Raw genomic sequence first — 25,653 nt, 5'->3', positions numbered from 1 at the left:
AGGTTAATTGATTGAAATTTAAAAAAATTATTGCTTTCCAATGATACTGTTTAGTGACTTGTCATAAATAATCCGGCGATTGTGTGCGGGCTTGTTTACCACCGCTGTTTGCATTGTTAACATGATCACACTTTTTTGACGTCTCCCCGTTTTGGTGCGTCATTTATCACCTCGTATAGGCAGGGCATTGCTGGTAAAACTCGACACGCTGGTGGCGCGCTACGACGACATCAATCGTCTCAAGACGCAGCGGGCGTTAGGTCTCATGAGTCGCTACGGGCAGCAGGTCTTCCAGCTGTTACCCGTCATGCTGCACTTCAATCACCCCCTGCTGCCCGGTTATGTGGCGGGGGATGTGCCGCACGGCATCTGGAGTTTTACCGCCAACGACGCCCAGCAGGCCTTCATCGAGGATCTCTGCCAGAACGCCAACTGCCAGAACGGCCTCACCACCCATGACAAGTCGATCCAGGGGCTCTACTCCATGGGCAGCACCTCGTCCATCGGTCAGTGCTGCCATTCGGATCTCGACATCTGGGTCTGCCATGTGGCCGGTCTGTCGCAGGAGCGGCTCGCACTGCTGGATCTCAAGTGTCAGCAGCTCTCCAAGTGGGCCGAGCAGCGGGGGGTCGATCTCAACTTCTTCCTGATCCCCGAGGACAAGTTCCGCCAGCGCAACGACGCCCAGATGCAGGGGGAGAGCTGCGGCAGCGCCCAGCACCTGCTGCTGCTCGACGAGTTCTACCGCAGCGCCATGCACATCGCCGGCAAGCGGTTGCTCTGGTATCTGGTGCCGGCCGAGTATGACGATCACTACGACGACTACGTCAACGGCCTGTTTGCCCACGGCAAGCTGAGCCAGGATGACTGGCTCGATCTGGGGGGCTTCAACCGCATTCCGGCCGAGGAGTACTTCGGCTCCGCCCTCTGGCAGCTCTACAAGGGGATCGACTCCCCCTACAAGGCAGTGCTCAAGTCGGTGCTGATGGAGGCCTACTCCCACGAGTACCCCAACACCCGCCTGCTGTCGGTGACCAGCCGCGACTGGTTCCAGCACAACGAGGGGATGCACTACCGGCTCGACAACTACTGCCTGATGCTGGACAAGGTAACCAACTACCTCAAATCCATCGGCGACATGCAGCGGCTCGATCTGGTGCGCCGCTGTTTCTATCTCAAGGTGTGCGACGGCCTGAGCCATCCGAAGGAGGATCACTCCCCGGCCTGGCGCCGCGAGCTGATGACCCAGCTGGTGGACTACTGGGGCTGGAGCCGGGAGCGGCTGCAGCATCTGGATCACCGCCAGGAGTGGAAGGTGGAGGACGTCAAGGTGGCCTACGCCGAGCTGCTGGAGGCCCTGATGCAGAGCTACCGCAACCTGATCCAGTTTGCCCGGCGCAACAACATCAGCGAGTCCATCAACCCGGAAGACATCGGCATACTGTCGCGCAAGCTCTATGCCGCGTTCGAGAGCCTGCCGGGCAAGGTGCAGCGGATCAACCTCAAGATAGCGCCGGACTTGAGCGAGCCGGATCTCAGCTTCGTGCAGGTGCCGCACGGCCGCCTGAACCGCGCCGGCTGGTATCTCTACAAGCATTCGCTGGAGCCGGTGGACATCATCGGCCGGGCGCCGCTCGAATATAACGGCTACATCAGCAAGCTGGTCTCCTGGGCCTATTTCAACGGTCTGCTGACGCCCCAGTCCCGGGTGCACCTGTTCAACCAGGGCTCGGATCTGCACATCGACAACCTGCACCAGTTCTGTCGCGATCTCTCCGGCACCTTCCCGGTCAAGTATCCCCGTGCCACCAACCTGGCCCTGAGCCGGCCGTGCGAAATTCGCCAGCTCTCCATCTTCCTCAACCTGGAGACGGATCCGACCAGCCACTGGGTGGGTCAGGTGATCGAATTCGACGCCAACGCCGCCGATGTCTTCTCGTTCGGCCGCAACCTGGAGTGTCTGGTAGGGTCGGTGGATCTGGTCTATCGCAACTCCTGGAGCGAGATCCGCACCCTCCACTTCCAGGGGGATGAAGCCGTGGTTGATGCCCTCACCACCATCCTCGGCAAGATGCACCAGGATGCCGCCGCTCCCGAGATGATCGAGGTGTTCTGCTACAGCCAGCACTTCCGCTCCCTGGTGCGCAGCCGCTTCCAGCAGTTGGTGGCCGAGTGCATCGAGCTACGTCTGGCCCGCGACAAGCAGCAGCTGGTCAAGACGCTGGCGCTCGGCAAGGAGAAGTACGGCATCTTCTTCGAGCGGCGCGGGGTGTCGGTCAAGAAGCTGGAGAACGCGGTCGACTTCTACCGCCACATCTCCCACAACAAGCTGGATCACCTGCCGCTGCGGCTCGACAAGACCCACAGCCAGCACCTGCCTGGCATCGTCGACGCCTACGCCAGCGAGGGGCTGGTGCAGTTCTTCTTCGATACCCGGGACGCGGGCACCAACATCTATATCCTGGACGAGGCGAACCGGGTGGAGATCTACCAGCACTTCGCCGGCAACAAGGATGAGCTGGTGCAGGGGGTGAACCGTTTCTACACCTCCAGCCACGAGCGCTTCAGCGACGCGGGCCAGTTCAGCAACTTCAACCTGCCCCAGTACTACGAGATAGTGCAGATCAATGGCGAGCTGGAGGTGATCCCCTACCGCAGCCAGGGTCAGCTGCGCGATGGCGGTCAGGGGCGCGAGCTCGGCTCCGCCGCAGGCGCGGGGTAGGGCAGGGGCCCGCCCGGCGTGCGCGCAAGCGCCCCGGTCTCGGCCCCCTGCTGCACAGGATCATCGCCCATATCGAATGAAAACGGCCTGCATCTGCAGGCCGTTTGGTTATCGGGAACTGGCTCAGCCCGCGAGGCGGGCCAGCAGCCACTGGCGGATGTCGTCGAGCTGCGGGCGGCAGATCTCGTGGCGCATGGGGTACTCGTGCCACTCGGGACTGAGCCCCGCCGCTTCCAGCCGGTTCTTGGCGTCCCAGCCCATGGAGAGGCTAACCACGTCGTCATAGATGCCGTGCATGTAGCAGATGGGCAGGCTGCGGGCGGCCTCGCTCATCTCACCGAGCAGGGCGTCGGGCGCCGCCAGATAGGTGGACATGCAGAGCAGGCCCGCCAGCCGCAGCGGCAGGCGCAGGGCGGTGAAGGAGGCAATCACGCCCCCCTGGGAGAAGCCGGCCAGCACAATGCGCTCGGGGGCGAAGCCCTCGGCCACCAGTTGCTCGATCAGCGCGGCGATGCGGGCCGCAGACTCCCTGACGTGGGACTCCACGGCGCGATCCGCCGGATCCTCGAAGCTTCTGATGTCGTACCAGCCGCGCATCTTGTAGCCCATGTTGATGGTGATGGGCCGCTCGGGCGCATCGGGCAGCAGGTGACGCACCGGCAGGTCGGCGGGCAGGGCCAGCGCATCCACCAAGGGGGCCAGGCCGGCGCCGGAATCCCCCAGCCCGTGCAGCCAGATCACCGCATGACGGGCATTGGCAGGGTGCAGGTCGATCATGGGAACTGGACGGGCTCGCCCGCCTGGGAGCTACAGGCCTGGCTCAGCAGGGTCTTGAGCTCGTGGCCGAAGCGGTTGTCGATCCAGCTCTCCCCTTGCAGCTCGAAGTGGAAGCCGTTCTCGCGGGTGGCGACCCAGATCTGGTGCAGGGGCTCCTGCTTGTTGATGATGACCTTGGTCTTGTTCTCGAAGCTCAGGGTCAAGACCCCGCCAGCGCGTTCGCAGTCGATATCCGGATACCCCTCGTCGATGGTGTCTTCCACATACTGGAAAAAGGCGTCGGTCAGGGCGTGATACTCGTGATCCTTCATCGGTTTATCCTGTTGCTTTTAACAATGTGAGTGCGATTATAGAGGGCCAAAAATTTTTTCGCAGCGAACCATTATGATTACCCAGCTTACCAAGTGTCTGCTTGCCACTCTTCTGTCTCTTGGTTTGGCCGCGTGTGGCCTGACGGGACCGCTCTATATGCCACCCCCCGAGCAGCCCCAGACCCAGAGTACACCGCAAGCACAGACGCCTGCGACCGCCGAGGCAGCCCCAGAGGCCGCGCCGCAATAATTTAGGAAGGAACCGCCCCCTTGGATCACTTTAACTACGACGCCGACGGCCAGCTTCAGGCCGAACACACCTCGCTGCAACAACTTGCCGAGCAGTATGGCACTCCGCTGTACGTCTACTCCCGCGCCACCCTGGAACGTCACTGGCACGCCTTCGACAAGGCGGCGGGCGACATCCCCCATCTGATCTGCTACGCGGTCAAGGCCAACTCCAACCTGGCGCTGCTCAACCTGCTGGCCCGCCTGGGTTCGGGTTTTGACATCGTCTCCGGCGGCGAGCTGTCGCGGGTGCTGGCGGCGGGCGGCGATCCGGCCAAGGTGGTCTTCTCCGGCGTCGCCAAGAGCGAGGCCGAGATGCGCCTCGCGCTGGATAAAGAGATCCTCTGCTTCAACCTGGAGTCGGAAGCCGAACTGGAGCGTCTGAACCGGGTGGCGGGCAGCATGGGCAAGAAGGCCCGGGTGTCGGTGCGGGTCAACCCCGACATCGACGCCGGTACTCATCCCTATATCTCCACCGGCCTCAAGCAGAACAAGTTCGGCATTCCCATCGAGCTGGCGCCCGCCATCTACCGCAAGGCTGCGGCGATGGAACATATCGAGATCGTCGGGGTGGATTGCCATATCGGCTCACAACTCACTGAATTGAATCCCTTCATGGAGGCGGCTGACAAGCTGCTGCGGCTGATCGACGGCCTGGCGGCGGAAGGCATCCACATCCACCACCTGGACGTGGGCGGGGGCCTGGGGGTCAACTACGGCGCCGAACAGCCACCCCATCCCAGCGAATATGCCGAGGCGCTCAAGCAGAAGCTGGCGGGCCGGGATCTGACCCTGCTGTTCGAGCCGGGCCGTGCCATCGTCGCCAACGCCGGCGTGCTGCTGACCCGGGTCGAGTACCTCAAGCCGGGCGAGAGCCGCAATTTCGCCCTGATCGACGCCGGCATGAACGATCTGCTGCGCCCCTCGCTCTACGGCGCCTGGATGAACATCATCGAGGTGGACAGCCGCGCGAGCCACGAGCAGGCGGTTTACGACGTGGTCGGCCCGGTGTGCGAGACCGGCGACTTCCTCGGCAAGGAGCGCACCCTGGCGATCGCCGAGGGCTCCTTGCTGGCGGTGCGTTCCGCCGGTGCCTACGGCTTTACCATGTCCTCCAACTACAACACCCGTCCGCGCGCCGCCGAAGTGCTGGTGGACGGGACGCAGTCGTTCCTCATCAGAGAGCGCGAGCAGTTGGCGGATCTCTGGCGCGGTGAGCACTTGCTGCCCTGATGGTTGATGGATTTCTCTAAGCGTTCCTCCGGGTGAGAGCGTGAACAAGGGTACAGGAACGCACGATGTTGATAGATTTTTCCAAGATGCACGGCCTCGGGAACGACTTCATGGTGGTGGATGGCGTCACCCAGAAGGTGTTTTTCAGCAATGACGTCATCAAGAAGCTGGCGGATCGCCACTTCGGCATCGGCTTCGACCAGCTGCTGCTGGTGGAGCCGCCTTATGATCCCGAGCTCGACTTTCACTACCGCATCTTCAATGCCGATGGCAGCGAGGTGGAGCAGTGCGGCAACGGTGCCCGCTGTTTCGCCCGCTTCGTCCGCCTCAAGGGGCTGATCAACCGGGATCGCATCGCGGTGAGCACGGCGCGCGGTCGTATCGTGCTGCAGCTGGAGGGGGAGAACCAGGTCACGGTCAACATGGGGGTGCCCCAGTTCGAGCCGGGCAAGATCCCGTTTCGGGCCCAGAAGGCGGAAAAAACCTACCTGCTGCGGGCCCAGGAGCATACTGTGATGTGCGGGGCCGTCTCCATGGGCAATCCCCACTGCGTCATCGAGGTGCCTTCGGTGGCCGATGCGCCGGTGGAGACCCTGGGTCCCATCATGGAGCGCCATGAACGCTTTCCCGAGCGGGTCAACGTCGGCTTCATGGAGACGGTCAACGCCAGCGAGATCAAGCTGCGGGTGTTCGAGCGCGGGGTGGGCGAGACGCTCGCCTGCGGCACCGGCGCCTGCGCCGCCGTGGTGATCGGCATCAGCCAGGGCAAGCTCAAGGAGCGGGTCACCGTCACCCTGCCGGGTGGCAAGCTGACCATCGCCTGGAAGGGGCCGGGTCAGCCGGTCTACATGACCGGGCCGGCCGAGCACGTGTTTGACGGCCAGATAGAGTTATAGGCACGGGCGGGGAGCCCCCGCACTGCCAAGCACTAATGTCGGGGCCCTTGGCCCCTTTTTCGGATGGACCAACCAAGTTATGAGCGAACTCAAACGGCAGGAACCACTGGTGGATGAAGCCACAGTGCTGGAGTACCTGGCCCGTTATCCCGAGTTTTTCCAGCGCCACGCGGCCATGCTGGACCGGATCCGCATTCCCCATGAACAAAAGGGCGCCATCTCCCTGGTGGAGCGCCAGCTTGACCGCCAGCGCGAACGCATCGAGCAGCTGGAGCAGGAGATCACCGAGCTGATGGGGATCGCCAGCGAGAACGAGCGGATCTTCCGGGTCTATGCCGATCTTTACGGCGAGCTGTACGGCTGTCGGAGCCTGTTCGAGGTGAGCGCCGTGATGGGCAAGGCGTTCGTGCAGCGGCTGCGACTGACCGGCCTGCGGCTCTGGCTCAGCCCGAAAAAATTCCAGTTGAGCGGCCCCGAGCAGAAGTTCATGGCGGAGGGCAAACAGCTCGAGCAGCTGCTGGGTCAGCGCCTGCCCGGGCAGGATTATTACTTCGGCCGGCTCAACCAGAGCGAGAAGCAGGCGCTGTTCGGTCACGACGTGCTGGTCAACTCGGTGGCCCTGATGCGGCTCGGCGATCTCGGCGTGCTGGCCTTCGCCAGCTCGGATCCGAGCCACTTCACCCCCCACAACGATACCCTGCTGCTGGGTCAGCTCGGCCGCCTGCTGCAGCTGCGCCTGCCCGAGCTGGCCCGTGGCTAAGGCGCCAGCCAGCCCCTCCACCAAGGCGGCGCCTGCCGCCGAGCTCCTGCCGGCCGCGCTGGCGGGGGAGCTCGCGGCCTTCATCGAATACCTGCGGGTCGAGCGCCAGCTCAGCCCCCACACCCGCAGCAACTACCAGGCCCATCTGGAAGCCATGGCCGCCGAACTGGTGAAGCTCGGGGTCGATGACTGGGCCCGGCTCGAGGCGAGTCAGGTGCGCAGCCTGGTGACCCGGATGCACAAGGCCGGTCTTGCGCCCCGCTCGCTCGCCACCAAGGTCTCCGCCCTGCGCAGCTTCTGTGACTGGCAGGTGCGCCAGGGGCGGCTGGTCGCCAATCCTGCCCGCGGCATCGTCACCCCCAAGCAGGGGCGGCCGCTGCCCAAGAACCTGGACGTGGACGAGATGTACCAGCTGCTCAACATCACCGACGAGCAGGATCCGCTGGCGGTGCGGGATCGCGCCATCATGGAGCTGATGTACTCCTCCGGCCTGCGCCTCGCCGAGCTGGTGGGGCTCAATCTGGCGGACGTGAAGCTCGACGAGCGTCAGCTCAGGGTGACCGGCAAGGGCTCGCGGGAGCGGGTGCTGCCGGTGGGGCGAATGGCGGTGGAGTGGCTGCAAAAATGGCTCAAGCTGCGCCCCCTGCTGGCCGGCGACGAGCAGGAGGCGCTGTTCGTCTCCAAACGCAAGCAGCGCCTGTCGGCCCGCTCGGTGCAGGAGCGGCTCGACGGCTGGGGCAACAAGCAGGCGCTCAACGCCCATGTCCATCCGCATAAGCTGCGCCACAGCTTCGCCACCCACATGCTGGAGTCCTCCGGCGATCTGCGGGCGGTGCAGGAGCTGCTGGGGCACGCCGATCTCTCTACCACCCAGATCTACACCCACCTCGACTTCCAGCACCTGGCCAAGGTGTATGACAGCGCCCACCCGCGGGCGAAGCGGGATCCCGCTACCCCGGACGACGAATGACGGGGGCCGGGTAGCCGGCCCCGACAAGAGGAGAGACCATGCAGTTCTATCGCCGCTGGCAGCCGGTGGCCGCCATCTCGTTTGACCTCGACGACACCCTCTATGACAACGGCCCCGCCATCGAGCGAGCCGAGCAGTGGATGCTGACCCATCTGCGTAGCGAATACCTGGCCACCGCCATGCTGGACAGGCCGCGCTGGCTGGAGCTCAAGCGCAACCTGCTGCTGGAACAACCGGCGCTGCGCGACGACGTCAGCCTGGCGCGCCGGCATGGCATCCAGGCCGCGCTGATGGCCGGAGGCATGGCCGAGACCCGGGCCGCGCAGGAAGCTGAGTCGGTGTTCGCCGCGTTTCTGGCCGAGCGCTCGAAGATAGAGGTGAGCGACGAGACCCATGCCCTGCTGGCCCGGCTGGCGGCACGCTACCCGCTGGCGGTGATCACCAACGGCAATCTGGATCTGGCCCAGGCTGGCCTCGCGGATTACTTCACCCTGGTCTGCAAGGCTGGTCTTGGCAGCAGAATGAAGCCGGCGCCGGACATGTTCGTGCAGGTGCAAAAGACCCTGGGGCTCGCCCCCGACCGCATTTTGCACGTGGGGGACCACCCGCAGACCGACGTGCTGGGGGCCAGGCTGCACGGCTTCAAGGCCGCCTGGCTCAATGAGCATCAGCAACCCGGAGAGCGGCTGCAACTGCTGCCGGACGTGGAGCTGGCCGCGCTGGGCGAGCTAGCCGACCTGCTGCTCTAGTCAGACCTCACCAGCCGCCATGCATCCCTTGTCGGCCGCTCATTCACTGTTGGTCGAAACCGATACTCGGTCATGCCGGAGCAGTCACTCGCTGCGGCAAATCAGACCACGGAGATCGTAAGGGGCGGGCTGGTTGACCCGGCAGTAGCCAATCCCGGCGGGCAGCGCCTGTTGCAGGGTGATGGCGGTCTCCTGGTAGTGGCAGACCAGATAGAAGGGGCGCGGATTGTGGCGATCCAGGCTCCAGTAGTGGATGGCGTGGCTGTCGCCGTTGTCCGGCTTGAGCTGGGCGCGCTCGTCGGGGTCGCCGTCGAACAGGGCCAGGTTCTCCAGCCGGTGGCGAAGAGGCTGGTGCTGCTCCCCCAGCTCGTTGCGGGTGACGGCCTGCCACCCCTGGGTTGTCCCAAGCAGTTGTTGGCGGGTCTCGATGGTGGCGGGGCAGTCAAATTGCAGGGTGGCGCTCAGGGCCAGCGCGGTCAGCAGCATGCAACACGTCCGAATGGAAAGTATGGGCTCCCATGCTACGTCATCGCCCGCCAAACAGCGCCATCAGTTTGTCCAGCAGGTCCCGTGGCGGGGCGATCTGCTTCATGGCCTCCGCCTCCCGCGCCAGCAGCTCCTGCTGCTCCTGCTGACGGGCGCTCAGTACCTTGTAGAGCGGCTCGAGCAGGGAGCCGCGCTGGGCCACCAGCTCTTGGAACATGGCCTGATTGATACGATAGGTTTCGACGGTCCCCTGGGCCCGCACCGTAAACGGGCTGGGCTCGCCGGTGAGCAGGCTCAGTTCGCCGAAGAAGTCGCCGGCATTGAGGGTGCCGAGCGGCAGCTCGCGCCCCTCCACCTCCACCAGCATCTGGGCATCCCCCTTCACCAGCACGAACAGCCAGCCGGAGACCTCCCCCTGGCTCAGCATCCGATCGCCGTTGACGAAGGGGGCGAATTTGACCTGATCCGCCAGCCGCAGCAGCTCCTCCTCCTGCAGCATGGCGAACAGCGGCAGGCGGCGCAGGGTGTCGGTGCGCTCGGCGGTATGGCGCTTGTGGCGCTGATCCTTGTGATCCTGATCCGAGGTCATGAAGACGTTGAAGATGGGCGGGGTGAGGCGCCGGTCGTTGCGGCGCAGGGCGGCATCGATCAGGGTGCGCACCGCAGAGTCGGTGGGGTCGTCCACCGCCAGATCGGTGAGCCAGTAGCGCACCGCGTAGCGGGCAATGCCGTTCTCCACGTTCATCAGCAGGCAGTCCGGCTGCGGGCTGGCGGAGACGTTGCGGATGCGGGTCTCCCGCAGTGAGTGTTCCACCAGGGCGATGATCTGGGTGGGCAGGGTGTCCAGGGTGATGTCGAACCAGACCCAGCGGCGCCACTGCAGGGGGGCGTCGCGGCGCCGCCCGAGCACGGTGAAACGTTGCTTGAGCAGGTGGCTGTTGGGGATCACCACAGTCTCCCAGTTGCGGGTCTCTATGGTGGTGGCGCGCCAGTTGATCTCCACCACCCGGCCCTGGGTGGTCTCCACTTGCAGCCAGTCGCCGATGGCGATGGAGTTGTCGAGCTGGATTGAGACCCCGGCCAGCAGGTTGCCCAGGGTGTCCTGCATGGAGAAGGCGATGACGGCGGTGATGACGGCGGAGGTGGTGACGATCTCGCCGAGGGCCATGCCGGAGGCGTAGAGGCGGAACAGGCACCAGCCGATGTAGCCGACCGTGATGACGATGTCGGCGATGATGCGCGGGATGCGGATCTGGCACAGGGGCAGCAGAAACTGGAACAGCAGGATCCCCCAGATCTTCACCAGCACCAGCCCGGCCAGCAGGCTGGAGATCTCCACCAACCAGTGGCGGGGCAGGGGCAGGCGAAACCAGCCGCCTTCGAGCTGGATCAGCAGGATCACCACCAGGCTTATCATCACGAAGCCGAGCTCGCTCACCAGCTCACGGCGGCGACCCGGGCTGCGCAGGAAATGGGTGAAGAGCAGGAACAGGGTCAGCAGGGTCCAGAACGGGTGGTCGCCAATCCACAGCAGGGTAGGTAGCGCAACGAGGTTATCGCCAAACATAGCAGCCCCTTATCATTGGTTATTTCCAGCATAGTTGGTTTCAATCCGCTAAATGGATGCGGGGTTGAGGCAATTTCTTTATGCTGGGCACCTGTCTGACAAGGGAGTGGAGCACGTGCGCAAGTGGAGCAAGGTGGCCTGGATTGCCGGGGCCTGGCTGCTGGTGGGTTGTGATCAGCTGGCCGACAAGTATCGGGTCGAGTTTCGTGATGGATCCTGGCGCGAGATCGCCATCACCCCCTTTTCAGACGAGGCGCGCTGGCGCGAGGGGTGCGCCACCGGCGAGGTGCTGAGCGACATGACGCTGCCGCTCAAGCGCGGCAAGACGGTCAACGGCCGCGAACAGCTGCTGATCGGCGGCGAGCTGTTCGAGCTGGACGACAACGCCCTCTACCGTAGCAACGGCATGGTGTTCGGCCACACGCCGGATCACATCCAGCGCGGGCTCAAGGGAATGGATGTGTGCCGTACCCTGCGCCCGTCTCGCGGTGCGCTGCCCAAGCTCAAGGCGCGCGGGTTCGGCGACTAGCCGGCGTCGTCAGACGCCGCTCAGACGGGCCCGGCAGGCGTCGCCAAAGGCCTCGAAGATCTTGATGGAGTGAGGGTTCTGACTCGCCTTCCACTCCGGATGCCACTGCACCGCCAGCAGGAAGGGGGAGAGTGCGGGGGCGTGGATCGCCTCGATCAGCCCGTCTTCGGCATGGGCCAGCGGCACCAGTCCCTTGGCCAGGGTCTTGATCCCCTGCCCGTGCAGCGAGTTGACCGGGATCGATGGCTGTCCCATCAGCTCCGCCAGCCAGCTGTCCGGCACCAGTGTCACCTGATGGCTCTCACCATACTGGTCATCCACCGGATCGTCCGCATCCTCCCGATGATCGTCATAGCCCGGTTCGCTGTAGACCTTCTGGTGGATGTCTCCCCCCAGCGCCACGTTGATCTCCTGCATGCCGCGGCAGATGCCGAGGATCGGCAGGCCGCGGTCGAGGGCGGCGCGTACCAGCGCCATGTCGAACAGATCCCTGTCTCTGTCTTGCTGCTTCTCCGGGGTGAGGTTCTCCTGGCCGTAGAGGGTTGGATCTATGTTGGATCCGGCGCCGCTCAGATAGACCCCATCCGCCAGATCCAGATATTGCGCCAGATCCTCGGTGCCGCAGCAGGTGGGCACCAGCAGGGGGACGCAGCCGCTGATCTCTACCAGCGGCTGAATGTATTTGTGGGTCATCACCTGATAGGCGTGCCCATTGCGGGGCTGGGCGCCCATGGTCATCAGTACGACGGGTTTACGCGGGGTGTGGGTGCTGCGAGTCATGATTCACCTTGGCTGTCCTTAGCGGTCCTGCGCCTTGGGCAGACCCTTGCCGGCGCAAGGGCATGCCTCAAGGCATGGTCGTGGGATCGGGGTCGTGCCGCAGTACCAGAATCGTCGGTCAGCCTGGGCAACGACAGCCTGGATCCTGATCCCAGTCTGCCAAGGCCGTTCAATATGTCAAACAAAATGATGCCGAAATGTTAAATATATTCTGCGCTCGGCTGGCTTGAGTCCCATTAAAAGGGGGTTGTAGCGAAGGGGAGGCGAGGGGAGGATATTGTTGTGGTGGATATATTAAACATGTGGCCCGCTGCCCGGACAGACCCAGACAGCAAAAGGGGCCCGCAGGCCCCTTGTCGACTCAGGCGTTCAGGATGAAATGCTCGATCACCTGGGCGACCCCGTCTTCATCGTTGCGCCCCGTGGTGTGCTGGGCCAGCGCCTTGATGTCGTCGGTGGCGTTGCCCATGGCCACCCCCAGCCCGGCGTACTCGATCATGTGGTGATCGTTGCCCGCATCCCCCACCGCGATGACCTGGGAGGCATCCAGCCCCAGGTGCTCGGCCAGGGCGGCGACGCCGGTCCCCTTGTTGCTCCGCTTGTTCATGAACTCGAGGAAGTAGGGGGCGCTGCGCACCACGGTATAGCGCTGGTAGAGCTCGGCCGGCAGCTTGGCGATGGCCGGGGAGAGCAGCGGCTCGGGATCGATCAACATCACCTTGAGGATCTGCTCGTCGGCGGGCAGGGTGGCGAAGTCCAGCAGCTTGATGGGCATGCCGATGAGGCGGGATTCGTGCTCGGTGTAGGGGCTGACCCTGGGGCTGATGAGCCCCTGGCTGACCGAGAAGCCGTGCACGTTGACGCCCAGCTCGTCGGCCAGGGCGGCGATGGCGCTGGCGTCGCTGCCGGTGAGCAGCTGGCTGCGGATGATGCGCTGATCGGCCACCTGCTGCACCAGGGCGCCGTTGTAGCAGATGACGTAGTCATCCTGACCGGTGAGGCCGAGCTCGGCCAGATAGCGGCTCATCCCCTCCAGCGGGCGGCCGGAGGCCAGCACGACCGTGACTCCCCTGGCGCGGGCGGCGGCGATGGCCGCATGGGTGCGGGGGGAAATCTGGCCCTGGGAGTTCAACAGGGTGCCATCCATATCCAATGCGATCAGCTTGTACATCTCTCACTATCCTGCAGTCTGGCTGGCCCGCACTATGGGGCCAATGGGAGAGGGAGTGTAGCGAAATTCACCGTCCGGATCACGGCCGGAGGTGTACGACGGGGCGGCAGCGCTCACTTGTGGGGTTCGTAAGGGGTCAGCTGCAGCTGATCCTCGCGGATGGCGAAGTGGATGGGGCCGTGCTCTATGTCGACCCGGTAGTGGTGGTGGGCCATCTCCACCTCGACCCCGGGGAAGGCGTGCTGGGTGGCGATGATGTCCATCTCCGCCATCAGTTTCTGCAGCTCTTCCTGCGCCGCCTCCAGCTGCTCGTCGAGTTGCTTGCTCTCCTCGAGCCGCTGGACCCGGATCAGTTTGATCTTCTGCAGGGTCTGGGGATTGCGCTTGTCGCTCGGCAGCTGCAAGAGCTTGAGCAGCAGATCCTGCAGCTTGTCCAGCTGCTCCCGGCACTCCTGCTTGCGCTGGCGCAGCGCCTGCTCCTGCTCCTTGTGGGTGAAGTAGCCGCCGAGGATCTGCAACCGGGTCTGGTTGTGGGCCGAGGCCCCCAGGATCGGCGCCATGATGAGGCGGTTGGCAATGCTGATGCCCCCCAGCAGGTGGCCCTTGCGCATGGCGCTGTCGCCCACCTTGAGGTCCTGGCCGCTGCGGCTGTAGCTGTGGCTGAGCTGGGTCAGGACGTGGATGTCGCCGCCGGCCTCCAGCTTGGCATACTGGGCATAGCTGGCATGGATCTCCCCCTGGGCGTTGAGGTGGCAGAGGTACTCGTTGCTCTGCTCCAGCTTGCGGCCGATGACGCCGTTGCGCACCGTGATGGTGCCGCCCGATTCGATGTAGCCCCCCTCCACGAAGCCGCCGATCACCACGTCGCCGCTGGTCTTGACCTTCATGCCGGGGGTGACGTCCCCCGCCACGATCAGTGCCCCTTCGAAGATGATGTGGCCATGGCGGATATCCACCTGCTTGACGCTCAGCACATCGTCCACCTTCATGCCGCTCTTCTCCTGGCGGGGCAGGCCCGGGCGGCTGGCCAACAGCAGATTGGGGTCATCCGGCGAGATGAAGGTGCCTTCGCCGGCCACCATGGGGCTATCCTTGCCATGTTTGGCGGGCAGCTCCTGGCCGGTGACGGTGAAGCCCGGCACGCCGGTGGTGGCCGGGTGGCGGCGCATCAGCTGGGCGCCGGCCTTGACGGTGAGCATGGTGCCGAGGTCGCGCATGTCGACCCGGCCGTGATCCAGCTCCTGGGGCTTGAGAATGCGCTCGGCCGGGGTCTCCACCAGCCGCTCGAAGCGGGTGTCCTGACCGTTGACGGCGGCCTTGCCCTGCGCCACCGGCAACCTGAGCAGGGTGCCTGGCGTCGCCTCCTTGGCCGCCAGCACGGCGGCGGCGATGAGCTGGGGTTGTACCCCCTGCTTGATCTCGCTGGCCTGGATCGCCTGCTCCAGCTGTTCGCTGGTGAGGTATTTGCCACCCCAGTCGGCGGTGATCTGGGCGGTGGCGCTCATCCGATCCTTCTCCACCAGCAGCAGGACGCTGGCATCGTGGCGCTGGGCGATGGGCACCGGATTGCCGGGCAGGGGGGCGGCAGGATCATTGAACAGGGTATTGAGCAGGCTGATGGCCTGCTTGATCCCCTCCGCCAGCGGCTGATAGCGGCGGCAGTTGGAGGCCAGCAGCAGGGCCTGGATATCGTTTTCCGAGATGGGTTTGGTCAGCCCCGGCGCAATGCGCAGGCAGGCGTATTCCATATCGGCTGACAACAGTAACCACTCTGTGCTTAACACCGGATCCCTTCCCTCGCTGGCATCCCTGTCGGGACGGCTGCCTGTTTCCAGTTAATCGGCATCTTGTTAAAAATGCTAATCATCAACATAGTGCTGGTCTGCAGTATCCAGACATTTCTCCTTTTTGGTCAATGAGCTAAGCACAAATGGGTGAACTGGAGCGAGGAAATGAAAAGTAACAGCGAGTATGCTGACGGCACCGGGAGTCCGTCTGCAGGCCACCACTGGCCGTCGCCCACCGCGAAAGGAGTGTCAACCTTGCGTCATTGTCTGCTGCCTCTGGCCCTGACGGGCCTGCTCAGTGCCTGCCAGCCGCAGGCCCCCGCCACCGCCCTCGGTACCCTGGAGCGGGATCGGGTGCTGCTCACCGCCACCGCCGGCGAGATCATCCGCGCCCTGCCGGTGGCAGAGGGCAGCCGGGTGGAGGAGGGCACCCTGCTGGCCCGCCTCGATGACAGGCGCCAGCAGGCGGTGCTGGCCCAGGCGCGGGCGCGGGAGGCCCAGGCACGGGCCGCCCTCGCCCGGTTGACCAATGGCGAGCGGCCGGAAGACATCGCCGCCGCCCGGGCCAGCCTCGACAAGGCGCAGGCCGCCGTCAGGGAGAGCGAGCGCAACTTCGAGCGGGTCGACCGGCTGGTGCGCCAGAAGCTGGTGAGCCCGGCGGATCTCGACAAGGCCCGTGCCCAGCGCGACAGCGCCCTGGCCGAGCAGGATGGCGCACATCAGCAGCTCGACAAGCTGACGCGGGGTGTGCGGCGTGAAGATATCGACGAGGCGCAGGCCGCCCTGCAGGCCGCCGGTGCCGAGGTGGCGCTGGCCGAGCGGGAGCTGGCGGATCTCTCCATCGTCGCCACCCGCAGCGGCCGGCTCGACAGCCTGCCCTATCACCTCGGCGAGCGGGTGGCGGTCGGTGCCGTGCTGGCCGCGATCCAGGCAGACCAGGCCCCCTATGCCAGGGTCTATGTGCCCGAGCCCTCCCTCGCCGGCTATGGCGTCGGCCAGCCGGTGCGGGTGCAGGTGGACGGAGTGGCCGAGCCCTTCACCGGCCGGCTGCGCTGGATTTCGAAAGAGCCGGCCTTCACCCCCTACTACGCCCTCAACGAGCGGGATCGGGCCCGACTGGTCTACCTGGCGGAGATCGATCTGCCGGCGACGGCGCAGGATCTGCCGAGCGGTCTGCCGCTGCAGGCCGAGCCTGCCGGTGCAGGGGCCGGCCATGAGTGAGCTGGCGATCCGGGCGCTGGGGGTGAGCCGCCGCTTCGGTAATTTTCTGGCGGTGGACGGGCTGGATCTCTGCGTGCCCAAGGGGCAGATCCACGGCTTTCTCGGCCCCAACGGCTGCGGCAAGTCCACCACCCTGCGCATGCTGACCGGCCTTCTCACCCCTTCGGCGGGGGAGGTGGAAGTGCTGGGGCTGAGCATCCCCCGCGAGGCCGAGACCCTGCGCCGGCGGATCGGCTACATGACCCAGAAGTTCTCCCTCTATGACGAACTGACCTGCTGGGAGAACCTGGAGTTCATGGGGCGGATCCACGGTCTGGGGGGCGCCGGGCTGGCCGCCCGCCTGCACGAACTGCTCGCCACCTATGAGCTGGCGCCGCTGGCACGGCAACGGGCCGGTGCCATGAGCGGCGGCCAGAAGCAGCGGCTGGCGCTGGCGGCGGCGGTGATCCACCAGCCGGCGCTGCTGCTGCTCGATGAGCCCACCTCGGCGGTGGACCCGCAGAACCGGCGCGATTTCTGGGAGAAGCTGTTCGACTTGAGCGAAGGGGGCACCACCATTCTGGTCACCACCCACTACATGGACGAGGCGGAACGCTGCCACCAGCTGGCCATCATGGAGGCGGGCCGGGTGCGGGCCCAGGGGGCGCCACAGGCGCTGATGGATGCCATGAGCACCCGGGTGGTGGAGGTGCAGGCTGCCGATCTGCGGCTGCTCAAACAGCAACTGGTGCAGCTGGCGCCGGTGCGCTCCGCCGCCCAGCTCGGCCAGCGCCTGCGGGTGCTGGTGGACAAGGAGCTGGCGGAGCCGGTGGCCTGGCTGCAGCAGGCCTGTCCGGCGCTGGCTGGCGCCACCTTGGCGCTGGTCAGGCCGAGCCTCGAGGATGTATTCGTCAGCTGTACCGGTCAGGAGCCGAGGGCATGAACGGCTGGCAAGGGCTCTGGGCCATGACCCGGCAAGTACTTCGCCAGCCTGCAGGAGCGAATCGATGAACAGTCTGCGACGGCTCTGGGCCATTACCCAGAAAGAACTGCGCCAGCTTGCCAGAGACAGGCTGACCTTTGGCATGGTGGTGATGATCCCGTTGATCCAGCTGCTGCTGTTCGGCTACGCCATCAACACCGACGTGCGCCAGATCCCGGTGGGACTGGTAGACATGAGCCAGAGTGTGCCGGGCCGGCTGCTGGTGGAGGCGGTGAAGGCGAGCCAGGTGGTGCACATCAAGCAGCAATATGTCGGGGTGCAGCAGGCCGAGGCGGCGCTGACCCGGGGCGAGGTGCGCGCCGTGCTGGTGCTGCCCGCCGATCTGAGTCGTCGGCTCAGCGCCGGCGAGACGGCGGGCCAGTGGCTGGTGGATGGCTCGGATACCATGATCGCCGGCGCCCTGCTCGGCCTTCGCAACATGCCGCTCTCCGATCTGAAACCCGACCTCAAGCCGGTACCGCCCACCTTCGAGACCGTGCTCTACTTCAACCCGGCGCGCCGCTCGGCGGTCAACATAGTGCCCGGCCTGCTCGGGGTGATCCTCACCATGACCATGATCATGTTCACCTCGGCGGCCATAGTGCGGGAGCGGGAACGCGGCAATCTGGAGCTGCTCATCACCACCCCGGTCAGCTCGATGGAGCTGATGCTGGGCAAGATCCTGCCCTATATCGGGGTGGGGCTGATCCAGGTGGCCATCATCCTTGGCCTTGGCCACTTCATCTTCGCGGTGCCCATCAACGGCGCCCTGAGCCAGGTGCTGCTGGCGACCCTGCTGTTCATCGCCGCCAGCCTGACCCTGGGGCTGCTCATCTCCACCCTGGCGCAGACCCAGCTGCAGGCGATGCAGATGACGGTGTTCATCCTGCTGCCCTCGATCCTGCTGTCGGGCTTCATGTTCCCCTACGAGGGGATGCCGCTGCCGGCCCAGTGGATTGCCGAGGTGCTGCCGGCTACCCACTTCATGCGGTTGATCCGGGGCATAGTGCTGCGCGGCGGCGAGCTTTCCGAGCTGCTGCCGGACGTGCTCTGGCTGGCGGGTTTCACCCTGCTGGTGCTGACCCTGGCCGCCCATCGCTTCAAGAAGAGTCTGGATTGATGCCCCGCGAGGGGTGAGAGCCTGGCTGCTAGCTGCTAGCTGCTAGCTGCTAGCTGCTGGCTGCTGGCTGCTGGCTGTTAACGGCTGGCGGTGCGGGCCAGGGTGCGGTAGTCGCCGAGCACCGGCAGCCCCAGCAGGTGGCGGCGCAGCATGTCGAGGGCGGCGAAGGCGAGGATCCGGCGGCCGCTATCGGGATCCGGGTGGCTGACCTTGAGGGTCTGGCCGTGCAGTTGCCCGTCGGCGCAAAGCAGCAGCGGCACGCCGTCCGGACCAGAGCTGCCTATGGTCAGGCTGAGGGGGGCCGCGGGCGCCGCCAGTTGCATCAGGTCATCGCTCAGGGTGTGGCTGAAGCCGGCCGCCAGGGCCGGGTGCTCGTGACACATGGCCAGCAGGGCGCCCCGGCTCTCCCCCTCCAGCAGCGTCAGCGCTCTCTCTCCCAACAGATCCAGGATCTGCCGCGCCGGTTCCTCGTCTCCCCGTCCCACCAGCCAGGGCTCGATGGCCGTGAGCAGCCGTGCCTCGGCGGCGTCCATGTCCGCCGTGCTGGCGTCGTGGCCGATGAGCTTGAGCTCGATGAGCGGCATGGAGGAGCGGTAGCCGAGCTCGATGCCGGCGGGCCAGGGGGCGGCATCCAGCATGTCGCTGAGGGCCGACTCCGAGACGCCAAACGTGTAGAAGCGACGCAGCTCGGTGTCACTCTCTGCGCCGGCCAGCGCCTTGAGGCGCGGCAAGATCTGTTCGCGTACCATCTGCTTGAACTCGAACGGCACGCCCGGGGTGAAGAAGAGCCTGCTTGGGCCCGCCTGCACCAGGAAGCCACAGGCGGTGCCCACCGGGTTGTCGAGGATCTCGCACCCCTGCGGCAGCCAGGCCTGCTTGGCGTTGCTGGCGGGCATGGGCCTGCCGCGGCTGGCGTAGCGCGCTTCGATAATGGCGAGCCAGTCGGGGAAGAGGGTGAGCGGTTGGTCGAAGGCCTCGGCGGCGGCCTGGGCGGTGAGGTCGTCGGCGGTGGGGCCGAGCCCGCCGCACACCAGCACCACCTCGGCGCGGGCGGCACTCTCTTGCAGCACGGCTTTCAAATCGGCGAGGTTGTCCCCCACGGTGACGCGGCGGCGCACCTGCCAGCCCTGCTCCAGCAGGAGGGCGCTGAGCCAGGCGGCGTTGGTGTCCACCACCAGGCCCGTCACTATCTCGTCGCCGGTGCTGATGATTTCGATGCGCATGAAGGGCTCCTCGGGGCTGGCGGTGGGGCTGGGGCGGCCACCTGGGTGGCCGGGTCAATCAGGGCTTGTTGTGTTCGAAGTAGTAGCTGATGCGGGTGCGCGGGTTGAGGTACTCAAACACCGCTGGCGGCAGCCGCTTGGGATGGATCACCTTGGCGATGGAGAGCTCGGCCTGCTGCAGGTCGATGATGGCCGCCTCCTGGCGCGGAATGCGCGGATCGTACACCAGCACCGAGGGGTAGAGCAGGCGAGAGGTGTTGACCGACATCACCAGCCCCACCTGACCGTTGGAGAGCTGCACCACGCTGCCCGGCGGGTAGATCCCCATCAGCCGGATCAGCATGCCGAGGTAGTCCGGGTTGAACTGGGCCTTGCGCTGCTTGTAGAGACCGCTCAGGGCCGAGTAGGGCACCTTGGCCTGCATGTGGCAGAGGTTATCGTACTCGTTGATCAGCGAGACTATCTGGGTCAGCGGGTCGAGCTGCCCCTTCTTGAGCCCCTCCGGCCCGCTGCCGTCCAGGTATTCGTGGTGGTGCAGCACTATCCCCTTCGCCTCGGCTGGGAAGTCCTTGGCCAGGTTGAGCAGATCCAGCCCGTAGCGCGGGTGCTGGGCCATCAGGTTGCGCTCGGGTTTGGTCAGCGGCTCGGTCTTGCGCAGGATCTGGCTCGGGATCTTCAGCTTGCCGATGTCGTGGAACAGAGCCCCCATGCCGACCCGGCGGATTTCGTCGGCCGACATGTTGCACTCCTTGGCCAGCAGCATGCTGAGCACGCTGACGTTGAGGGAGTGGAAGTAGAGGTTGTTGCCATCCTCGCTGTCGGAGACCAGGTGCAGCACCATCTCGTCCACCGACAGCAGCTGCTCGGTCATGGCGTTTATCAGCTCCTGCGCCTCGCCGATGGCGTTGAGGGGGCGGGACTGGATCTTGCCCATCACGTTGCGCACCTGGGCCAGCGACTGCTGGAACTGCTTCTCGCACTGCTGCAGGTCGCGCCGATACTGCTGCAACTGCTCGATGCGGCGCTCCTTCTCCTGCTGCATCTCGGCCTGACGCTGGGCCGTGTCTGGCGCCTCCTGCGGCTGGGCCTGAACCTGGTTCAGCGGCTTGGGCGGGGCGTCGCTCTTGTCCGGGATGATGGTGACGAGCTTGAGACCGAGCCGGCGAATGAGCTCGATCTCCTCTTCGTTCTTGAGTTTGAAGCTGGAAAACAGGAAGGGGTGTTCGCGCCAGCCAAGTGGCAGAGAGACGTAATTGCCGACTTGCAGCCGGTCTACTGAAATCTTGATACCTGTCATTGTCTTGGATGCGAGAGACACATTGAGCCGTATGCTAGTCAAAGGTGGGGGTGAATACAAAAGGTATCTGATGACAGGGTAGTCGCTTTATTATAGGCTTCTGGATGTCCAGACATATTTACCGATGCAGTACAGGGAGTAAGCATGCCGATCAAGATCCCGGATCAGTTACCCGCCGCCGAAGTGCTGGGGCAGGAGAACATCTTCGTGATGACGGAGTCCCGGGCCGTCACCCAGAACATTCGCCCGCTGCGGGTGCTCATCCTCAACCTGATGCCCAAGAAGATAGAGACCGAGATCCAGCTGATGCGGATGCTCTCCAACTCGCCGTTGCAGGTGGACGTGGATCTGCTGCGCATCGACGATCGGGAGTCGAAGAACACCCCCCAGGCACACCTGGAAAACTTCTATCACGACTTCGAACAGGTGCGGGGCAACAACTACGACGGCATGATCATCACCGGGGCGCCGCTCGGGCTGGTGGAGTTCGAGGAGGTGGTCTACTGGCCGCGTGTCGTCGAGATCATCGAGTGGTCCCATCAGCACGTCACCTCCACCCTGTTCCTCTGCTGGGCGGTGCAGGCGGCGCTGAAGGCTCTGTACGGCATGGAGAAGCAGACCCACGGCGAGAAGCTCTCCGGGGTCTATCGTCACCACAGGCTCGATGAACACGAGCCGCTGCTGCGCGGTTTCGACGACGAGTTTGTGGCGCCTCACTCCCGTTATGCGGCGTTTGACGGAGACCTTATCCGCGCCAACACAGATCTGCAGATTTTTGCCGAATCGGCAGAGGCGGGGGTCTATCTGGCGGCCACCAAGGATTGTCGCCAGGTGTTTGTCACCGGCCATCCCGAATACGATGCGCTGACCCTGGATGGCGAGTATCAGCGGGATCTGGCCGCCGGGCTTGAGCCCGTCATTCCGGTCAACTACTACCCGAACAACGACCCGAGCCAGACCCCGCGCGCCAGCTGGCGCAGCCACGGCCACCTGCTGTTTGCCAACTGGCTCAACTACTACGTCTACCAGCTCACCAGCTATCGGGTGGAGGATATCGGCAAGGTCTTCACCTACGACCAGGGTGGCAAGTAATCAGGCTTACTGATCCAGCCGCTCGACCAGCTGGTCGAGCCATTGGCGGTGGCAGGCCAGGGTGAATGCCTTGGGTCTGTGAGCCTTGATGGCGGCCATCGCCTCCTGTCGGGGCTGGCCCAGGCTCATCAGCAGAGCCGCCGCCACCAGCCCGGTGCGGCCGCTGCCGCCCTTGCAGTGGATGGCCAGGTGCTGCCCCTCGCGCAGCAGGGCCAGTAGCTGCGGCAGCGTCTGTTGCCAGGCGAGCTCGAAGGTGGCGTCTGGGGCCTGGTCATCCTCGATGGGCAGGTGAAACCAGCGCAATCCCTCGCGCTCGACCGTCTCGCCCAAGTGGGCCAGCTCGAGGCGGGCCAGTTCGGCGTTAGTCATCAGCGTGATGACGGCGCGGGCGCCGGCCAGCCTGAGCTGATCGAGGGCCAGCGGCAACGCGACCTGCTGAGTGCCGGGGCAGGGGGTCAGCAGCAGCTGGCCGTCGAGGCGCGGCACCTCCTGGCTCCAGAAGGGGTGGGAGGGGTGCATAAAGCTCCTTATGAAGCCAGTGGCGGCGGGCGTGAGCCGGTTTTTGAGTGCGCCAAAGCATAGGGGGCGCGGCCCCGATGTCAATCTGCGTTGTGTTCAGCCCGGTTTACGGGCAGAGTCTAAAAAATTGAGCGGTTCAAGGAGTAAAGATGAGAAACCTGGATCAACTGGATTTGGATATCCTGGCCCATCTGTTTCGCGATGCGGGCATGACCAACAAGGATCTGGCCGCGCTGGTCGGGGTGGCACCGTCCACCTGTCTGGAGCGGGTGCGCAAGCTGCAGCAGGATGGGGTGCTCAAGGGCGCCCACTGCGAGGTGGATTACCAGGCCCTCGGCGGTCACATCCAGGCCATGGTGTCGCTGCAGCTGGCCCGCCACAGCCGCCAGATCATCGATGCGTTTCGCGATGCCATCCTGGCGCTGCCCGAGGTGATCAGCCTGTTCCACATGGGGGGCAAGGATGACTTCCTGGTGCATCTGTGCGTCTCTGACACCGAACACCTGCGCAACTTCGTGTTCGATCACTTCACCTCCCGCGAGGAGGTAGTGCACCTCGAGACCTCGCTGGTGTTCGAGCACAAGTTCAGCCGCTCGCTGCCCTGCTTCCTCAACACCTGATTCCCCGTTTGACCCCAACAAAAAACCCGCCAATCGGCGGGTTTTGTTTTATGGCGCTCAGTTCAGCACGGTGCGGGTGTCCGGCGCCGTCCGGTAGAGCCCCTGCTGATAGGCGAGGCTGCCCCAGAGCGCGAGGCCGAGGGCCGCATCCTTCATGGTGGCCGGCTGCGGCGCCGGGGTGAGTGTCTCTGTCGCATCCTCATAGATGAAGCCTTCCGGCGCTCGTTCCGGCTGCAGGATCACCACGTCCTTGCCGCGCATCAGGGCGAAGTTCTTGTCGTACTGCATGATGGCACGGCCCGGCCAGTCGGCGGGCATGCGGGTCAGATCCTTGCCGAGCATGGGGTAGTCGGCGCTGATCCCCATCAGGGAGAGCAGGGTCGGTGCCATGTCGATCTGGCTGACAATGCGGGGATCCTGTCTCGGCGCTATGCCGTCACCCACGATCACCCCCGGAATGTGGAAGCGGGGGATGGGCACCAGGCTGGCGCCGCTGACCCGGCTGTCGTGATCGGCGATGACCAGGAACAGGGTGTCCTGCCAGTAGTCCGACTGCTTCGCCTTCTTGAAGAACTCGCCGATGGCGTAGTCCGCATACTTGGCTGCGTTGTTGCGGGTCTGTTTGGGCTGCTCATAGAGGGCGATGCGATCGTCGGGAAACTCGAACGGATCGTGGTTGCTCGAGCTGAACACCAGGCTGAAGAAGGGTTTTCCCTGTTTGTGCAGGGCCTGGAAGGTCTGGTCGGCCTTGGCCATCAAGTCTTCGTCAGAGGCGCCCCAGGAGCCCTCGAACACCGGGTTCTTGAAGTCTTTCTGCTCGACTATGGTGGTGAAGCCGTTGCCGAGGAAGAAGCTGCGCATGTTGTCGAAGTGACTCTCGCCGCCGTAGATGAAGCTGGTGTCGTAGCCCCGCTGCTTGAGCAGATCGGCGATGGTGAAGAAGTTGGTCTGGCTCTTGCCAAGCTTGACCACGGCCTGGGCCGGGGTCGGCGTGAAGCCGGTCAGCACCGCCTCGATGCCGCGCACCGAACGGGTGCCGGTGGCGTAGAGCTGCTCGAATGCCCAACCCTCTTTCGACAAGGCATCGATGTTGGGGGTGAGCGGCAGGCCGCCGAGGGAGCCGACGAACTGGGCGCCCAGGCTCTCCTGCAGCAGGATCACCAGGTTCTTCGGCTTGCCGCCGTAGCTGGCCTCGTTGAAGGTCTGGCTGGGCAGGGTGTCGGAGCTGAATTCATGGGATTCGCGGCCGCTCTCCTGGCGAACCAGATCCAGAATGCGCTGGCGGGGCAGCTCGCCGTAGAACTGGCTGGCATCCTCCTCGGCCCGCATCTGCTTGATGGCGAAGAAGAGGGAGTAGGAGGAGTTGACGGTGAGCGCATTGACCAGGGGATCGCTGGCAAACGCCACCATGGCCGGGTTGAGGGCGCGGTGACCCAGGCTGGAGCGGGCACCGAGAAAACCGATGGCCAGGATCAGCAGGGCAAACGCCGGACGCAGATACCAGCGCGGGAAGCTGATGCCGCGCAAAAGGCGGCCGCTCAGCCACCAGCCGCCCGCCAGCACGGCGCAACTGAACACCAGCGCCAGCAGCAGCTCGCCCTTGCGGCCGGCCCACAGCATGGCGAACACCTCTTTGGGATAGATGAGGTACTCCACGTAGAGGCGGTTGGGCCGCACCCCGTACTCGGTCACGAAGGAGGGGGTGGAGATCTCCAGGAAGAGCAGCAGCCAGAGCCCCAGGGTCAGCCAGACCCGGATGAACTGCAGCCAGGCACGGCCCACGGCATGGGGGCCGGCCAGCAGCAGGGTGAACACGGCGGGCACGCCCCACAGCCAGCAGAGGGTGGCGAAGTCGACCCGCACGCCCTGCAGCAGCATCTCCTGCCAGCCGGCGACGGCGTCGACCCGCTCCAGCTGCCAGAGGCCGAGGGCGAGCCGGCTGATGGAGAGAGAGACGAGCGCGATCAATGAAAAAACGGCGATGGGCCAAAACGGTCCCAGCCATCGTCTGATAGTGGTCATTGTTGTTCCTACAAGCCTGTTTACACCCGTCCACGGGCGCATTGTTTTTATATTGCAGGGTTATGACAGTGGTGGCGGGCAAAGGTTGCGTCGGAAGCGTGCGAAAGCGCAACTTTTGGCACGTTTTATGATTTTTCTGTGATGGCGGACAAGGGTTGCAGACAGCAGAAACGACTGGAAAAACTGTGATCCTGCCTGCAAAGCGAGGGCGGGGGCTTATCTATAATGGCGCCGATTTTTCTCAATCGGAGCCGAAGGGATGCCGGTCTTTATCGATGTGGAATATTTGCAGGGGTGGAGCCTGTTCGTGGTGCTCTCGGACGGTACCACAGGGGCGCTGGATCTCGCCCCCTGGCGCACTCAGCCGCTGTTCGCAGCGCTGGATTCGGAGCGACGCTTCGCCCGGGTCTTCATCAATCGTCACCATCAGCTGGAGTGGCCCGCCGGCTGTACCCTGTCGGCTCACGAGGTCTATCACCTGATCAAGCCCATCGACGAGCGGGAGGCCTTCAGCTAACTCCCTGTTTTTGTGAGCCATCACAAGATTCCTGT

25 protein-coding genes are annotated in these 25,653 nt (G+C 64.7%); 14 read left to right on the top strand and 11 right to left on the bottom strand.

All coding sequences use genetic code 11. From position 1 onward, the window contains the following. The first annotated feature begins 187 nt into the window (after positions 1–187). A complete protein-coding gene (locus ACB031_RS17460) occupies positions 188–2,722 on the top strand; it encodes a class I adenylate cyclase (protein WP_010635310.1) in 2,535 nt (844 codons plus the stop codon). A 123-nt stretch (positions 2,723–2,845) separates the two neighbouring features. On the opposite strand, the gene ACB031_RS17455 is transcribed toward ACB031_RS17460, so the two are convergent. After that, a complete protein-coding gene (locus tag ACB031_RS17455) occupies positions 2,846–3,499 on the bottom strand; it encodes an alpha/beta hydrolase (RefSeq protein WP_371139974.1) in 654 nt (217 codons plus the stop codon). Next, positions 3,496–3,810, bottom strand: a complete 315-nt coding sequence (gene cyaY / locus ACB031_RS17450; protein ID WP_005308252.1) for an iron donor protein CyaY — start codon at positions 3,808–3,810, stop codon at positions 3,496–3,498. The genes ACB031_RS17455 and cyaY overlap by 4 nt, the downstream gene beginning before the upstream one ends. Positions 3,811–3,883: 73 nt before the next feature. On the opposite strand from cyaY, the gene ACB031_RS17445 reads away from it, so the two are divergent. The 6 genes from ACB031_RS17445 (at position 3,884) to ACB031_RS17420 (ending at position 8,706) form a co-directional block, all read left to right on the top strand. Beyond that, a complete protein-coding gene (locus tag ACB031_RS17445) occupies positions 3,884–4,060 on the top strand; it encodes a lipoprotein (protein ID WP_017408874.1) in 177 nt (58 codons plus the stop codon). Between the two features lie 20 nt (positions 4,061–4,080). Continuing rightward, positions 4,081–5,331 carry a diaminopimelate decarboxylase gene (lysA, locus tag ACB031_RS17440; protein ID WP_371139973.1) on the top strand — a complete coding sequence of 417 codons (1,251 nt, stop codon included), beginning with the start codon at positions 4,081–4,083 and terminating at the stop codon, positions 5,329–5,331. 65 nt (positions 5,332–5,396) lie between these two features. Continuing rightward, positions 5,397–6,227: a diaminopimelate epimerase gene (gene dapF / locus ACB031_RS17435; RefSeq protein ID WP_005308255.1), complete on the top strand. Its 831-nt coding sequence runs from the start codon at positions 5,397–5,399 to the stop codon at positions 6,225–6,227. A gap of 79 nt (positions 6,228–6,306) precedes the next feature. Beyond that, on the top strand, positions 6,307–6,987 hold the full coding sequence (locus ACB031_RS17430; RefSeq protein ID WP_005308258.1) for a DUF484 family protein: 681 nt from the start codon (positions 6,307–6,309) through the stop codon (positions 6,985–6,987). Beyond that, on the top strand, positions 6,980–7,957 hold the full coding sequence (xerC, locus tag ACB031_RS17425) for a tyrosine recombinase XerC (protein ID WP_371139972.1): 978 nt from the start codon (positions 6,980–6,982) through the stop codon (positions 7,955–7,957). The genes ACB031_RS17430 and xerC overlap by 8 nt, the downstream gene beginning before the upstream one ends. A gap of 38 nt (positions 7,958–7,995) precedes the next feature. Further along, the gene (locus ACB031_RS17420) at positions 7,996–8,706 is read left to right on the top strand and encodes an HAD-IA family hydrolase (protein ID WP_371139971.1); all 711 of its coding nucleotides are present in this window, start codon (positions 7,996–7,998) and stop codon (positions 8,704–8,706) included. Between the two features lie 84 nt (positions 8,707–8,790). On the opposite strand, the gene ACB031_RS17415 is transcribed toward ACB031_RS17420, so the two are convergent. Together ACB031_RS17415 and ACB031_RS17410 are read right to left on the bottom strand one after the other, a co-directional pair. Beyond that, complete coding sequence (locus ACB031_RS17415) at positions 8,791–9,192, bottom strand: STY0301 family protein (protein WP_371139970.1); 402 nt, start codon at positions 9,190–9,192, stop codon at positions 8,791–8,793. A gap of 40 nt (positions 9,193–9,232) precedes the next feature. Then, complete coding sequence (locus ACB031_RS17410; RefSeq protein WP_043171504.1) at positions 9,233–10,759, bottom strand: mechanosensitive ion channel family protein; 1,527 nt, start codon at positions 10,757–10,759, stop codon at positions 9,233–9,235. Between the two features lie 115 nt (positions 10,760–10,874). Here ACB031_RS17410 and ACB031_RS17405 point away from each other — a divergent pair, with 115 nt between their 5' ends. Then, a complete protein-coding gene (locus ACB031_RS17405) occupies positions 10,875–11,288 on the top strand; it encodes a hypothetical protein (protein WP_017783688.1) in 414 nt (137 codons plus the stop codon). Positions 11,289–11,297: 9 nt separating this feature from the next. Here the strand turns inward: ACB031_RS17405 and ACB031_RS17400 are convergent, their stop codons facing one another. The 3 genes from ACB031_RS17400 to ACB031_RS17390 form a co-directional block, all read right to left on the bottom strand. Beyond that, complete coding sequence (locus ACB031_RS17400) at positions 11,298–12,068, bottom strand: gamma-glutamyl-gamma-aminobutyrate hydrolase family protein (protein WP_206219338.1); 771 nt, start codon at positions 12,066–12,068, stop codon at positions 11,298–11,300. A gap of 361 nt (positions 12,069–12,429) precedes the next feature. Then, complete coding sequence (gene yidA, locus ACB031_RS17395; protein WP_371139969.1) at positions 12,430–13,239, bottom strand: sugar-phosphatase; 810 nt, start codon at positions 13,237–13,239, stop codon at positions 12,430–12,432. Between the two features lie 113 nt (positions 13,240–13,352). Then, the gene (locus tag ACB031_RS17390) at positions 13,353–15,023 is read right to left on the bottom strand and encodes a DUF342 domain-containing protein (protein WP_371139968.1); all 1,671 of its coding nucleotides are present in this window, start codon (positions 15,021–15,023) and stop codon (positions 13,353–13,355) included. A 249-nt stretch (positions 15,024–15,272) separates the two neighbouring features. Between ACB031_RS17390 and ACB031_RS17385 the strand changes: the two genes are divergently transcribed. The 3 genes from ACB031_RS17385 to ACB031_RS17375 all read left to right on the top strand — a co-directional run bounded on the left by ACB031_RS17385 (position 15,273) and on the right by ACB031_RS17375 (position 18,328). After that, entirely contained in the window at positions 15,273–16,247 is a 975-nt protein-coding gene (locus ACB031_RS17385) for an HlyD family efflux transporter periplasmic adaptor subunit (RefSeq protein ID WP_362817127.1), read from the top strand. Beyond that, the gene (locus ACB031_RS17380; protein ID WP_123245759.1) at positions 16,240–17,169 is read left to right on the top strand and encodes an ABC transporter ATP-binding protein; all 930 of its coding nucleotides are present in this window, start codon (positions 16,240–16,242) and stop codon (positions 17,167–17,169) included. Before ACB031_RS17385 ends, ACB031_RS17380 begins: the two co-directional genes overlap by 8 nt. A 64-nt stretch (positions 17,170–17,233) precedes the next feature. Beyond that, positions 17,234–18,328 (top strand): ABC transporter permease, encoded by a 1,095-nt coding sequence (locus tag ACB031_RS17375; RefSeq protein WP_099360393.1) that lies wholly within the window; start codon positions 17,234–17,236, stop codon positions 18,326–18,328. A 77-nt stretch (positions 18,329–18,405) separates the two neighbouring features. Here the strand turns inward: ACB031_RS17375 and ACB031_RS17370 are convergent, their stop codons facing one another. Both ACB031_RS17370 and ACB031_RS17365 read right to left on the bottom strand, forming a co-directional pair. Beyond that, positions 18,406–19,551 carry a competence/damage-inducible protein A gene (locus ACB031_RS17370; RefSeq protein ID WP_371139967.1) on the bottom strand — a complete coding sequence of 382 codons (1,146 nt, stop codon included), beginning with the start codon at positions 19,549–19,551 and terminating at the stop codon, positions 18,406–18,408. 58 nt (positions 19,552–19,609) lie between these two features. After that, on the bottom strand, positions 19,610–20,848 hold the full coding sequence (locus ACB031_RS17365; protein ID WP_005308285.1) for an HD-GYP domain-containing protein: 1,239 nt from the start codon (positions 20,846–20,848) through the stop codon (positions 19,610–19,612). 144 nt (positions 20,849–20,992) lie between these two features. Between ACB031_RS17365 and metA the strand changes: the two genes are divergently transcribed. Then, on the top strand, positions 20,993–21,940 hold the full coding sequence (gene metA / locus ACB031_RS17360) for a homoserine O-succinyltransferase (protein WP_005308287.1): 948 nt from the start codon (positions 20,993–20,995) through the stop codon (positions 21,938–21,940). 6 nt (positions 21,941–21,946) lie between these two features. On the opposite strand, the gene ACB031_RS17355 is transcribed toward metA, so the two are convergent. Beyond that, positions 21,947–22,459, bottom strand: a complete 513-nt coding sequence (locus ACB031_RS17355; protein WP_371139966.1) for a cyclin-dependent kinase inhibitor 3 family protein — start codon at positions 22,457–22,459, stop codon at positions 21,947–21,949. A 149-nt stretch (positions 22,460–22,608) separates the two neighbouring features. Here ACB031_RS17355 and ACB031_RS17350 point away from each other — a divergent pair, with 149 nt between their 5' ends. Further along, a complete protein-coding gene (locus tag ACB031_RS17350) occupies positions 22,609–23,079 on the top strand; it encodes an Lrp/AsnC family transcriptional regulator (protein WP_005308292.1) in 471 nt (156 codons plus the stop codon). A gap of 57 nt (positions 23,080–23,136) precedes the next feature. On the opposite strand, the gene ACB031_RS17345 is transcribed toward ACB031_RS17350, so the two are convergent. Next, positions 23,137–25,101 (bottom strand): LTA synthase family protein, encoded by a 1,965-nt coding sequence (locus ACB031_RS17345; RefSeq protein ID WP_371139965.1) that lies wholly within the window; start codon positions 25,099–25,101, stop codon positions 23,137–23,139. Between the two features lie 259 nt (positions 25,102–25,360). On the opposite strand from ACB031_RS17345, the gene ACB031_RS17340 reads away from it, so the two are divergent. After that, entirely contained in the window at positions 25,361–25,618 is a 258-nt protein-coding gene (locus tag ACB031_RS17340) for a DUF2442 domain-containing protein (RefSeq protein WP_010635292.1), read from the top strand. The last annotated feature ends 35 nt before the right edge of the window (positions 25,619–25,653 follow it).

It is taken from the genome of Aeromonas sp. S8(2024), assembly GCF_041403085.1.
GTDB classification, from domain to species: Bacteria; Pseudomonadota; Gammaproteobacteria; order Enterobacterales; family Aeromonadaceae; genus Aeromonas; species Aeromonas dhakensis.
Note: the sequence above shows the minus strand (reverse complement) of the source record. Positions and strands in the feature narration are given on the sequence as shown.